11 protein-coding genes are annotated in these 13,089 nt (G+C 61.3%); 7 read left to right on the forward strand and 4 right to left on the reverse strand.

Annotation, left to right across the window (positions count from 1 at the left end):
- Positions 1-135 precede the first annotated feature (135 nt).
- Positions 136-1,629, reverse strand: a complete 1,494-nt coding sequence (locus ACW9H9_RS12165; protein ID WP_457343413.1) for a CoA-acylating methylmalonate-semialdehyde dehydrogenase — start codon at positions 1,627-1,629, stop codon at positions 136-138.
- A 74-nt stretch (positions 1,630-1,703) separates the two neighbouring features.
- Positions 1,704-3,053, reverse strand: a complete 1,350-nt coding sequence (locus tag ACW9H9_RS12170) for an aminotransferase class III-fold pyridoxal phosphate-dependent enzyme (protein WP_457343415.1) — start codon at positions 3,051-3,053, stop codon at positions 1,704-1,706.
- Between the two features lie 126 nt (positions 3,054-3,179).
- Between ACW9H9_RS12170 and ACW9H9_RS12175 the strand changes: the two genes are divergently transcribed.
- From ACW9H9_RS12175 to ACW9H9_RS12200, 6 genes are all read left to right on the forward strand, one after another.
- Positions 3,180-4,100 carry a LysR family transcriptional regulator gene (locus tag ACW9H9_RS12175; protein ID WP_457343417.1) on the forward strand — a complete coding sequence of 307 codons (921 nt, stop codon included), beginning with the start codon at positions 3,180-3,182 and terminating at the stop codon, positions 4,098-4,100.
- 86 nt (positions 4,101-4,186) lie between these two features.
- The gene (locus tag ACW9H9_RS12180) at positions 4,187-5,581 is read left to right on the forward strand and encodes a uracil-xanthine permease family protein (protein ID WP_457343418.1); all 1,395 of its coding nucleotides are present in this window, start codon (positions 4,187-4,189) and stop codon (positions 5,579-5,581) included.
- A gap of 86 nt (positions 5,582-5,667) precedes the next feature.
- Positions 5,668-6,327, forward strand: a complete 660-nt coding sequence (locus tag ACW9H9_RS12185; protein ID WP_457343419.1) for a TetR/AcrR family transcriptional regulator — start codon at positions 5,668-5,670, stop codon at positions 6,325-6,327.
- A 12-nt stretch (positions 6,328-6,339) separates the two neighbouring features.
- Positions 6,340-6,921 carry an IMPACT family protein gene (locus tag ACW9H9_RS12190; RefSeq protein WP_457343420.1) on the forward strand — a complete coding sequence of 194 codons (582 nt, stop codon included), beginning with the start codon at positions 6,340-6,342 and terminating at the stop codon, positions 6,919-6,921.
- A 209-nt stretch (positions 6,922-7,130) separates the two neighbouring features.
- On the forward strand, positions 7,131-7,817 hold the full coding sequence (locus ACW9H9_RS12195; RefSeq protein WP_457343421.1) for an SDR family oxidoreductase: 687 nt from the start codon (positions 7,131-7,133) through the stop codon (positions 7,815-7,817).
- Positions 7,818-7,920: 103 nt separating this feature from the next.
- Positions 7,921-9,279 carry an 8-oxoguanine deaminase gene (locus tag ACW9H9_RS12200; protein ID WP_457343423.1) on the forward strand — a complete coding sequence of 453 codons (1,359 nt, stop codon included), beginning with the start codon at positions 7,921-7,923 and terminating at the stop codon, positions 9,277-9,279.
- Between the two features lie 44 nt (positions 9,280-9,323).
- Here ACW9H9_RS12200 and ACW9H9_RS12205 read toward each other — a convergent pair whose 3' ends face one another.
- Positions 9,324-10,412: a calcium:proton antiporter gene (locus tag ACW9H9_RS12205; protein ID WP_457343425.1), complete on the reverse strand. Its 1,089-nt coding sequence runs from the start codon at positions 10,410-10,412 to the stop codon at positions 9,324-9,326.
- Between the two features lie 193 nt (positions 10,413-10,605).
- On the opposite strand from ACW9H9_RS12205, the gene ACW9H9_RS12210 reads away from it, so the two are divergent.
- The gene (locus ACW9H9_RS12210) at positions 10,606-11,559 is read left to right on the forward strand and encodes an adenosine deaminase (protein ID WP_457343426.1); all 954 of its coding nucleotides are present in this window, start codon (positions 10,606-10,608) and stop codon (positions 11,557-11,559) included.
- A 69-nt stretch (positions 11,560-11,628) separates the two neighbouring features.
- Here ACW9H9_RS12210 and ACW9H9_RS12215 read toward each other — a convergent pair whose 3' ends face one another.
- Positions 11,629-12,999, reverse strand: a complete 1,371-nt coding sequence (locus tag ACW9H9_RS12215; protein WP_457343427.1) for an MFS transporter — start codon at positions 12,997-12,999, stop codon at positions 11,629-11,631.
- Positions 13,000-13,089 lie beyond the last annotated feature (90 nt).

Genomic DNA, 13,089 nt, shown 5'->3' on the forward strand with positions numbered 1-13,089 from the left:
TTTCGTCTGCGCCGGAAGTGGGGCGAATTATAGACAGATATAATTCGCCGTCAACACCTTTTTTCACAATTGCGTCACAGAAGCCTAAAAACGCAAAAGCCGACCCCGAGGGGCCGGCTTTCTACCTACCCTGTCTTACAAGCTAGGGAACGCAAACTGCGATGCTTCATGCGTAGCGCGCTGCGGCCAGCGCTGGGTAATCGCCTTACGCCGCGTATAGAAGCGCACCCCATCCGGCCCGTAAGCATGCAGGTCGCCAAACAGCGAACGCTTCCAACCGCCAAAGCTGTGATACGCCACCGGCACCGGCAACGGTACGTTCACGCCCACCATGCCCACTTCAATCTCGTCACAGAACAGGCGCGCCGCTTCACCGTCACGGGTAAAGATGCAGGTGCCGTTGCCATACTCGTGATCGTTGATCAGTTGCATCGCGGCTTCCAGGCTGTTGACCCGGACTACACACAGCACCGGCCCAAAAATCTCTTCCTTATAGATGCGCATTTCAGGCGTCACACGGTCAAACAGACTACCGCCCAGGAAGAACCCGTCCTCATGGCCAGCAACACTCAGCCCGCGACCATCCACCACCAGCTCAGCGCCCGACGCCACACCGTCTTCTATATAGCCACTGACCTTGTCCCGTGCCTGCCCCGTCACCAACGGCCCCATGTCCAGGCCACAGGAGGTGCCTGCACCAATCTTCAGTGCCTTGATCTGCGGCACCAGCTTGGCGATCAACGCGTCGGCCACCTGATCACCCACACACACGGCAACAGAAATGGCCATGCAACGCTCACCACACGAACCATACGCCGCGCCCATCAACGCACTCACCGCGTTATCCAGATCCGCGTCCGGCATCAGCACCGCATGGTTTTTCGCCCCGCCCAGCGCCTGCACACGTTTGCCGCGCTTGGTCGCCTCGGAGTAGATGTACTCGGCAATCGGCGTCGAGCCGACAAAACTCAGCGCCTTGACTTCCGGCGCCTCGATCAGTGCATCCACCGCCCCCTTGTCGCCATGCACCACGCTCAACACGCCTCTAGGCAAACCGGCTTCCTGCAGCAGTTGCGCGATCAACAGCGTCGAGCTTGGATCACGCTCCGACGGTTTCAGGATGAAACAGTTGCCGCACACGATTGCCAGTGGGTACATCCACAGCGGCACCATGGCCGGGAAGTTGAACGGGGTAATACCGGCCACCACCCCCAGCGGCTGGAAATCCGACCAGGCATCAATGTTCGGGCCGACGTTACGGCTGTACTCACCCTTGAGGATTTCCGGCGCCGAGCACGCGTATTCCACGTTTTCGATACCGCGTTTCAACTCTCCCGCCGCGTCTTCCAACGTCTTGCCGTGCTCCTCGCTGATCAGCTGCGAGATACGGGCTTCGTTCTGCTCCAGCAATTGCTTGAAACGAAACATCACCTGAGCCCGTTTGGCCGGTGGAGTATTGCGCCACGCCGGGAACGCCGCTTTAGCCGAATCGATCGCGCCTTGAATGGTTTCACGACTGGCCAATGGCACCTGGTGAATCACTTGACCCGTCGACGGGTTATACACATCAGCGCTGCGACCGGTGTCGGTCACCAGTTCGCCATTGATCAAATGCTGGATAAGGCTCATGCAGGGCATCCTGAAAAGTTGTCCACAGGCACGACGCGCGTCGTGCCCGGTGTGCGTTGTATGTAGAAGGAAAATCAGTCGAGTGTGTTCAGCACTTCGCCGACCGCATCGAACAGGCGGTCCAGGTCCTGCGGCTTGCTGTTGAAGGTTGGGCCGAACTGCAGGGTGTCGCCGCCAAAGCGCACGTAAAACCCGGCTTTCCACAGCGCGATGCCCGCCTCGAACGGACGCACGATGGCATCCCCATCACGCGGGGCGATCTGGATCGCACCGGCCAGGCCATAGTTGCGAATGTCGATAACGTTCTTGCTGCCCTTCAGGCCATGCAGCGCATTCTCAAAGTGCGGTGCGACTTCGGCTACGCTCTGCACCAGGTTTTCTTTCTGCAACAGGTCCAATGCCGCCAGGCCCGCCGCACACGCCACCGGGTGTGCCGAATAGGTGTAGCCGTGTGGGAATTCCACCGCGTACTCAGGCGTCGCCTGATTCATGAACGTCTGATAAATCTCGGTGCTGGCAATCACCGCGCCCATCGGGATCGCGCCGTTGGTGACTTGTTTGGCAATGCACATCAGGTCCGGTGTAACGCCAAAGCTGTCGGCACCAAACATCGAGCCCGTACGGCCAAAGCCTGTGATCACTTCATCGAACACCAACAGGATGTTGTGCTGATCACAAATCTCACGCAGACGCTTCAAGTAACCCTGCGGCGGGACCAGGACCCCGGCGGAACCGGCCATGGGCTCAACAAACACCGCCGCGATGTTGGAGGCGTCATGCAACTCGATCAGCTTGAGCAGTTCATCGGCCAGGGCGATGCCACCTTGCTCGGGCATGCCACGGGAGAACGCGTTACTCGCCAACAGGGTATGAGGCAGGTGGTCAACGTCCATCAAGCCTTGACCAAAAATCTTACGGTTGCCGTTCACACCGCCAAGGCTGGTACCGGCGATGTTCACGCCGTGATAACCCCGCGCACGGCCGATCATCTTGGTCTTGGTGGCCTGGCCTTTTAAACGCCAGTACGCACGCACCATCTTCACGGCAGTATCGGCGCACTCGGAGCCGGAGTCGGTGAAGAACACATGGTTGAGGTTGCCTGGCGTCAGGCTGGTGATCTTCTCCGCCAACTGGAACGACAGCGGATGGCCATATTGAAAGCCTGGCGAGTAGTCCAACGTGCCCAACTGCTTGGCCACCGCTTCCTGGATTTCCTTACGGGTGTGCCCCGCGCCACAGGTCCACAGGCCTGACAGCGAGTCATACACCTTGCGCCCCTTGTCATCGATCAACCAGCTGCCTTCGGCGCCGACGATCAGGCGTGGGTCACGCTGGAAATTTCGGTTGGCGGTGTAAGGCATCCAGTGCGCGTCCAGCTTCAATTGGCTGGCCACAGAAGACGGCGCATTTTCAGGCATGTTCATCAGCAAAACCTCGCAAGGCAAAAGGCAGCGTAAGGAGTCAAAAAGCGTTGTTGCGGCTAAATTGCCACGGGGATAAAGTCTATGAAATTCAACTCTTCTAACCTTCAGTCAGGCCTTCACTAAACTATGAGCAGCCGTCGACCCGACCCCTTGGCCCAAGTCAGCGACTTTGATATCCGCCTGTTGCGCATTTTTCGCAGCGTGGTGGAGTGCGGCGGCTTTTCAGCGGCGGAAACGGTGCTGGGGATCGGGCGCTCAGCCATCAGCCAGCAAATGAGCGACCTGGAACAACGCCTGGGCCTGAGGCTTTGCCAACGGGGGCGCGCGGGGTTTTCCCTGACAGAAGAAGGGCGCGAGGTTTACCAGTCCGCGCTACAACTGCTCAGTGCCCTGGAGAGTTTTCGTACCGAGGTCAACGGCCTGCACCAGCACTTGCGCGGTGAACTGATCATCGGCCTTACCGACAACCTGGTCACCCTGCCCCACATGCGCATCACCCACGCCCTGGCGCAATTAAAGGAACGTGGCCCGGACGTGCAAATCCAGATCCGCATGATCGCCCCCAATGAAGTGGAACAAGGCGTACTCGACGGCCGCCTGCACGTTGGCGTGGTGCCCCAGGCCAGTGCCCTCTCGGGCCTGGAGTACCAACCGTTGTACAGCGAGCGCTCACTGCTCTACTGCGCGGTCGGCCACCCGCTGTTTTACGCCGACGACAAACAACTGGACGATGCGCGCATAAACAGCCAGGACGCCATTGCCCCCACGTTCCGCCTGCCCGCCGAGATCCAGGCCCACTACCAGCCGCTCAACTGCACTGCCAGCGCCTCGGACCGCGAAGGCATGGCCTTTCTGATCCTCACCGGGCGCTATATCGGTTACCTGCCCGACCATTACGCCAGCCTTTGGGTACAACAAGGCCGACTGCGTGCGCTGAAACCACCTACGCGTTTTTACGATTTAAGCCTCGCTTCGGTCACGCGCAAGGGCCGCCGCCCTCATTTGGTGCTGGAAAGTTTCCTCGAAAGCCTGGCCGCAACGCGCTAGGGCGGGCCTTACAAAAAAGCTGAGCACTTGGACAGTTTTTTGCAAGGCACAGGCACCTAGAACCGTCAGCCCCGAGTTCCCGTGCCATGCCCCCAGAAGCCTCACGCCCCAGCGACCTGATCTACGGCCTCAACGACCGCCCAAAACCTGCCCCCGCCTTGCTTGCGGCACTGCAACATGTGCTCGCCAGTTTCGTCGGCATCATCACACCGCCGCTGATCATCGGCTCCACCCTGGGCCTGACGGCGTACTTGCCCTACCTCATCAGCATGGCGTTGATGGTGTCGGGCGTAGGCACGTTCATCCAGGCACGTAGGCCTTTTGGTATTGGCGCCGGAATGATTTGCCTGCAAGGCACCAGCTTTGCCTTTTTGGGCGCGGTGTTATCGGCAGGTTTTATGGTCAAACAACGCGGCGGTAGCCCGGAAGACATCATGGCCATGGTGTTTGGCGTGTGCTTTTTCGGCGCCGCGGTACAGATCGTCTTGAGCCGCTTCATCGGCCAACTCAGAAAAGTCATCACGCCCCTGGTGACCGGCATTGTGATCACCCTGATCGGCATCAGCCTGATCAAGGTGGGCATCACCGATGTGGGCGGCGGCTTCAACGCTCCCGACTTCGGCGCCCCGGCCAACCTGGCCCTGGGCCTGTTCGTGGTGCTCACTATCATCCTGCTCAACCGTTCCAATACCCCCTGGGTACGCCTCTCGGCCATCATCATCGGCCTGGTCCTGGGCAGCCTTGCCGCCTGGCTGAGCGGAAAACTGGTGCCTCAAGCGTTGCCTGAATTACCGGTGATCAGCCTTCCTGTGCCCTTGCGCTTCGGTTTCAGCTTTGACTGGAGCGCTTTCCTGCCGGTCGCGCTGATTTATCTGATCAGCACCATCGAAACCGTCGGCGACCTCACCGCCAATTGCATGATCGCTCGCCAGCCCATCAGTGGGCCTTCCTATATAAGCCGGCTCAAGGGCGGTGTACTGGGCGACGGCGTGAGTTGCATGCTCGCCGCCACCTTCAGCGCGTTCCCCAACACTACCTTTGCGCAAAACAACGGTGTGATCCAACTCACCGGCGTCGCCAGCCGCTACGTGGGCCTGTACATCGGCGTGGTGCTGTTTTGTCTCGGCCTGTTTCCGCTGATTGGCGCTGTGCTGCAGCAAATCCCCAAGCCTGTGCTGGGCGGCGCCACCCTGGTGATGTTCGGCAGCGTCGCCGCTGCGGGCGTGCGCATCCTTGCGCAGGCTCCGCTGGATCGACGCAGCATGCTGATCATCGCCACTTCGTTCGGCGTTGGCCTGGGCGTCGCCGCGCAGCCCGACCTGTTGCACCGCATGCCGATGCTGGTGCAAAACCTGTTCGACTCCGCCATCACCAGCGGCGGCCTCACGGCCATCGTGTTGTGCCTGCTGCTGCCAGAGGACAAAGCCGCTGCCGCCGCCGTAAACCAGGCACCGGACAGCGACACGCTGGAGTCGCTTTAACGCTTTTATCGTATCGGGACTTGTCTGAGGCTTGAGGGTGGGTTATCTGTGCACACGTCGCCTTTACGATCTGCACGGAAACCTCCATGAGCCTCGACGTTCCTGCCCACAGCAACTACGCCGCAAAGCCCGCCAGCCGCATTCGGCAAAAGAATGAACACGCGATCCTGCGGGCTGCCGAGGATGAGTTCGCTCGCCATGGCTATAAAGGCACCAGCATGAACACCATCGCTTCGAGCGCCGGGTTGCCCAAAGCCAACCTGCACTACTACTTCACCAACAAGTTGGGGCTGTACATTGCCGTGCTGAGCAACATCCTCGAACTGTGGGACAGCACCTTCAACGCGCTGACCGCCGAGGACGACCCCGCCGTTGCACTGACGCGCTACATCCGCACCAAGATGGAGTTTTCCCGCCGCCATCCCCAGGCTTCACGGATTTTTGCCATGGAGATCATCAGCGGCGGCGAATGCCTGACCGAATATTTCAGCCAGGACTACCGCACCTGGTTCAGCGGCCGCGCGGCCGTGCTCCAGGCCTGGATCAACGCGGGCAAGATGGACCCCATCGACCCCATCCACTTGATCTTCCTGTTGTGGGGCAGCACCCAGCACTACGCCGACTTCGCCACCCAGATCTGCCGCGTGACCGGCCGCACCAAACTGACCAAGCAAGACATGGAAGACGCTGGCGACAACCTTATCCACATCATTCTCAAAGGCTGCGGCATCAAGCCCGCCCTCTAAACGAAGCCCCTCATGCCCTTCACGCTTACCGGCCTTTGCGAGTTTCGCGAAGACATTCGCAAAAGCCGCTTCATGACCTACGCCGCGCCCATCGCCAGCGCGCAGGACGCCCAGGCCTTCATCGAGCAGCACAGCGACCTCAACGCCACGCACAACTGCTGGGCCTGGAAACTCGGCGCGCAATACCGCAGCAACGATGATGGCGAACCCGGTGGCACCGCCGGGCGGCCCATCCTCGCGGCGATCGAGGCCCAGGCCTTTGATCAAGTGGTCGTGCTGGTGATCCGCTGGTACGGCGGCATTCAGCTCGGCACCGGCGGCCTCGCCCGGGCCTATGGCGGTGGCGCCAACAAATGCCTGCAAAACGCCGAGCGTATCGAACTGATCAGCCGCATACCGCTGCGTTGCGCCTGCGGTTTTGCCGAGCTGCCCCTGGTCAAACTGCGGGTGGCCGAGCTTGGCGGCCTGGTCGTGGAAGAAACCTTCACCGCCAATGGCGTCGACCTACAACTGGCGCTAGGCGAAGCCCACATCGATACCCTGCAAACCCAGTTGGCCGACCTCAGCCGCGGGCGCATCGTGCTGGCGCGCTGAAACTGCCCACATCTACTGTGCACCTGCTTGTGGATAACCTGAGCACACCCGCCTGCAACCCTTCTGTCATACGGGCTTCAGGCGACTGTTCATTTTTTGACCAGCAACCAGAGGCGGCGCCTCCATTGCGATTCAAAACAGGCAATGACGTAAAACTGCGATAACGTTACGCACTTAACCTGAGACTTCACCTGCAACGGACGCTGCTTATGCCTACGCCAAAAACCGCACTCATCATCGGCGCCTCCCGGGGCCTGGGCCTTGGGCTGGTCCAGCAATTGCTGGACGATGGCTGGGATGTGACCGCCACCGTGCGCGACCCACAAAACGCCGAAGCCTTGAAAGCCACCGGCGCGGTGCGCATCGAAAAGCTCGACATTGATGACCAACACGCCGTACTCGCCCTGAGCCAGCGCCTGCAAGACCGCACCTTCGACCTGCTCTTCGTCAATGCCGGCATCCTGGGCCCGGCCAATCAGGCACCGGGGCACGCTACGCAAGCGCAAGTCGGCCAACTGTTTTTCACCAACGCCGTGGCCCCGATCAACCTGGCCCAGCACTTTATCGGGCAGATCCGCAAAGGCGATGGCGTGCTGGCCTTCATGAGTTCAGTGCTGGGCAGCGTAGTGATTCCCGACTGCTCCAACCTGGCGCTGTACAAGGCCAGCAAGGCCGCGCTCAACTCCATGACCAACAGCTTTCTTACCCAATTGGGGGATCACCCACTCACCGTCCTGTCGCTGCACCCCGGCTGGGTCAAGACCGAGATGGGCGGCGAAAACGCGCAAATTGACGTACAAACCAGCGTGCGCGGCCTGGTGGACCAGGTGAATGCCTACACCGGCAAAGGCGGGCATCACTTCGTGGACTACACCGGCGCCACTATTGCCTGGTAAATCACGTACACTCTGCGCCTCGCCCTCACCGGCGACCCTGGATCAGCAGACAGGGCAACACTGAGCTGGCAAACCTGAACCCATCATTCAGAGGAGCCGGCCCATGCCTGCGACCCGTACCTGGTTAAAAAACCCCCTCGCGATTTTTACCGCCAACACCCTGGATGCCCGTGGCGGCCTGGTGCTGCAAGACGGCGTGATCGTTGAAGTCCTCGCCCTTGGGCAACAGCCTACAAACCCTTGCGATCAAACTTTCGACGCCCGCGAGCATGTCGTACTTCCTGGGCTGATCAACACCCACCATCACTTCTATCAGACCCTAACCCGCGCCTGGGCGCCGGTGGTCAACCAGCCCTTGTTTCCCTGGCTGAAAACCCTGTACCCGGTCTGGGCCCGCCTCACCCCGGAAAAACTCGCGCTGGCCACTCAGGTGGCCCTGGCCGAACTGCTGCTCTCGGGCTGCACCACGGCGGCCGACCACCACTATCTGTTCCCGGATGGCCTGGAAAACGCCATCGACGTGCAAGTCAACAGCGTGCGCGAACTGGGCATGCGCGCCATGCTCACCCGCGGTTCCATGAGCCTGGGCGAAGCGGACGGCGGGCTGCCACCGCAGCAAACCGTGCAACAGGGCGAGGTGATTCTGCAAGACAGCCAGCGCCTGATCCGCCAGTACCACGAACGCGGTGACGGCGCGCAGATCCAGATCGCCCTGGCGCCCTGCTCGCCGTTTTCGGTGACCCGGGAAATCATGCAAGCCAGCGCCGATCTGGCAAACAGCCTGGATGTGCGCCTGCATACCCACCTGGCAGAAACCCTCGACGAAGAAGACTTCTGCCTACAGCGCTTCGGCCTGCGCACCGTGGACTACTTGGACAGCGTCGGCTGGCTCGGCCCGCGCACCTGGCTGGCCCACGGCATTCACTTCAACCCCGACGAAATCGCCCGACTCGGCGCAGCCGGCACCGGGATCTGCCACTGCCCAAGCTCCAACATGCGCCTGGCCTCGGGGATTTGCCCGACGCTGGAGCTGCTCGCCGCGGGCGCGCCCATCGGCTTGGGCGTGGACGGTTCGGCGTCCAATGACGCGTCCAACATGATCCTGGAGGCGCGCCAGGCCCTGTACATTCAGCGCCTGCGTTATGGGGCAGAAAAGATCACGCCCGAAGGTGTCTTGGGATGGGCCACGCGCGGGTCGGCGCAGCTGCTGGGGCGTACAGACATCGGCGAGTTGGCCGTAGGAAAACAGGCAGACCTTGCGCTGTTCAAGCTGGATGAACTGCGCTTCTCCGGCAGTCATGATCCGATCTCGGCGCTGCTGCTGTGCGGTGCCGACCGGGCAGACCGCGTGATGGTCGCAGGCAAGTGGCGGGTGATCGACGGGCAGGTCGAGGGCCTGGACCTCAAGGGCCTGATCGCCGATCACAGCCAGGCGGCACGCGCCCTGATCGCGGGCGCCTGACACACGCCCGCCGCCACTGCGGGCGCTTAAACGCGCCCCAGTGGCTACAGGCCCAACAGCGACAGCATGATAAAGGTCGCAAACAACACAAAATGCGTCATCCCTTCAATCGCATTGGTTTCGCCGTCATTCAGGTTGATGGCACTGACAATCAGCGTGATAAACACCATCACCGTCTGCACCGGCGTCATTGCCATCTGGAACGGCTGGCCGGTGTAGAGCGCCATCGCTTCCATCACCGGCACCGTCAGAATCACCGTCGACAATGACGCCCCCAACGCGATGTTGACCACCGACTGCATGCGGTTGGCCAACGCCGCCCGCAACGCGGTCAAAATCTCGGGCGCGGCGGAAATGGCCGCCACCAGGATGGCCGTGATCACCGGCGGCGCGCCTGTGCCTTCCAGCCCCAGGTCGAGGGTCTTGGACATCACTTCCGCCAATGCGCCGATCACGATCACACCAAACACCAGGGTGCCGATGGAGAACGCCAGGTTGACCGGCGGCGTCTCTTCTTCGGGCTGCTTCTTGCGACGTTTTTGCGGGTAGCTGTAGCTGAAGAAATAACTGTGCGGCCCCACCTGCATGCGCAGGAACAAGGTGTAGAGCACCACCATCGCGCCGATGGTGAAGGCCGAGTACATTTTCCAGTCGGCCTCGGGGATAAATTCCGGCACCACCATGGACACGCCCATGGCCGTGAGGATCATCACGCTGTAGGTCCGCGCAGAATCATCGTTGTAGGACTGTTCGCCATGCTTGATGCCGCCCATCAGCGCCGCCAGGCCCAGGATGCCGTTGATGTCGAGCATTACCGCCGAATAAATGGTGTCGCGTACCAGCGTCGGCGAGGGCTCGTTGCTCATCATGATCGCCAGGATCACCACCTCCACCAGCACAGCGGCGAGGGTCAGGATCATGGTGCCGTAGGGGTCGCCCACCTTTTCGGCCAGTTGCTCGGCATGGTGGGCGACGCGCATCGACGCCATCACGATAAACACGATCAGCACCAACCCGCCCACCAAGGCAATCACCTGCCCGCTGTGCAGCAGCCAGTGTTCCAACGGGTACGCGGCGAGGGCGGCGATCAGCGCCAGCCACATGAATGTTTCTTGCTTGAGGGAAGTGAGCATGGCGAGCCTTTTAGCGCGGCGAATCGGTCAGTGATGGGCTACAGACTGCACCGCGCCGCTAACGTTTCGTAACACCTTAGTTCACAGGCCCCCGGTGCGAAGAAAGTCAATGTGTACCGCCGAGTCAGGTTTTGCCGATTATTTCGGCGCGCGTCTGTAGAATGCCGCGATTGCACCTGATGAGATTTTGACCATGTACGACTGGCTCAACGCCCTGCCCAAGGCCGAATTGCACCTGCACCTGGAAGGCTCGCTGGAGCCTGAGCTGCTGTTCGCGCTGGCCGAACGCAATAAAATCGCGCTGCCGTGGAACGACGTCGACACCCTGCGCAAGGCTTACGCCTTTAACAACCTGCAAGAGTTTCTCGACCTCTACTACCGCGGCGCCGACGTGCTGCGCACCTCCCAGGACTTCTACGACCTGACCTGGGCCTACCTGCTGCGCTGCAAAGAACAGAACGTGATCCACACCGAACCGTTCTTCGACCCGCAGACCCACACCGACCGGGGCATCCCTTTTGAAGTGGTGCTGAACGGCATCGCCGCCGCCCTCAAAGATGGCGAGCAGCAACTGGGCATCACCAGCGGGCTGATCCTGAGCTTCCTGCGCCACCTGAGCGAAGCCGAAGCCGAGAAAACCCTCGACCAGGCCCTACCGTTCCGTGACGCGTTCGTGGCCGTGGGCCTGGACAGCTCGGAAATGGGCCACCCGCCGAGCAAATTCCAGCGCGTGTTCGACCGTGCCCGCCATGAAGGTTTCCTGACCGTGGCCCACGCCGGCGAAGAAGGCCCGCCGGCGTACATTTGGGAAGCCATCGACCTGTTAAAGATCCAGCGTATCGACCATGGGGTGCGCGCCATCGAAGACGAGCGCCTGATGCAGCGGATCATCGACGAGCAGATCCCGCTGACGGTGTGCCCGCTGTCCAACACCAAACTGTGCGTGTTTGACGACATGGCCCAGCACAACATTCTCGAGATGCTCGAGCGTGGCGTGAAGGTGACGGTGAACTCGGACGACCCGGCGTACTTTGGCGGGTATGTGACCGAGAACTTCCATGCGCTGCACACGGCGCTGGGCATGACCCAGGATCAGGCTACGCGCCTGGCGCAAAACAGCCTGGACGCGCGCTTGATCAAGCCTTGAACCAGGGTTAACCACGGGCGGGGGAGAGATCCGTTTTAAGTAACAGCGGCAATGGCCGATCTCCCCCACTCACGACTGGGTGAGTTCTTCCAGCGTACGCCCGCGCGTCTCCATCCCGAACCACCACACCACCCCCGCCGCTACTGCAAAACACAGCGCCCCCAGCGCAAACACCCCGCCCTGCCCGGTCACCGGAAACACCAGGCCCGTCACCAGCGGCCCCAGCAGCGAGCCCACCCGGCCAATCGCCGAGGCGAAACCCGAGCCGGTGGCCCGCGCCGATGTCGGGTACAGCTCAGGCGTGTAGGTGTAAAGCACCGCCCACATGCCAAACAGGAAAAACTGCATCAACAACCCCGAGGCAATCAGTAACCCGACGTTGCCGCCAAACACGGCGCTCTGGCCGTATAAAAACGCCATCACCCCGCCGCCGAGCAATGTCACGATACACACCGGCTTGCGCCCCCAGCGCTCCACCAGCCAGGCCGCCATTAAAAAGCCGGGGATGCCCCCAAGCGAAATAATCACCGTGTAATACACCGACTGCGTCACCGCAAAGCCCGACTGTTGCAGCAGCGCGCTGAGCCAGGAGGTGAGGCCGTAAAAGCCCAGCAAGGCAAAGAACCACACACTCCAGATCATCATCGTGCGCTGGCGATAGTGCGCCGACCACAGTTGCTGGAACGCCGAAAAAAAGGTCCCCGGTGCGCTGTCGATACGGGGCAAACGAACCGGCTCGGGTAAGTCCGCACGCCCCAACGAAGCCCGCACCCGTTGCTCGATGCCCTGCAACACGGCGTCGGCCGCCGCGTGTCGCCCGGCCTGTTCCAGCCAGCGTGGCGACTCGGGGATGAAAAACCGGATCGCCAATACAAACACCGCCGGCACGGCCAACACGAGGAAGATGTCGCGCCAGCCAATCACCGGCAGCAAAACGTACGACAGCACCCCCGCCGCCACAAAGCCCATCGGCCAGAAACCGTCCATCAACGCGATGTAGCGCCCACGCCCCTTGGCCGGAATCAGCTCCGAGAGCATCGACTGGGCAATCGGAAACTCCATGCCCATGCCAATCCCCAACAGGATGCGAAACAGCGTCAGCCCCTCCACCGTCTGCGCGGTGGAGCACAGGTAGCTGGCGACGCCCCACAACACGATGCTCCACTGAAACACCGGTTTGCGCCCGAACCGGTCCGCGAGCATGCCCGACAGCGACGCGCCCACCACCATGCCGAAAAAACTCGAACTGGCCAGCAACCCGGCCTGGGCGCTGCTCAGGCCAAACTCGGCTTTGATCGAGCCGAGCAAGAAGGTCATCATCGCCAGGTCCATGGAGTCGAAGAAAAACGCCAGGGCGATGATGATAAAAATGAGGCGGTGGTAACCACTGATGGGTAGCCGTTCCAGCCGTTCTGCCGCGCTATAACCCTGAATGCCCATGCCGCGCCCCCTGTGTGAGAAATCCCCTCACCGAGTGTGCGACAACGCTTGCGCCCGCTGTGGCTGGATGCGACCTGATTGCACCCGTGA

The organism is Pseudomonas sp. SDO5215_S409, from assembly GCF_054071325.1.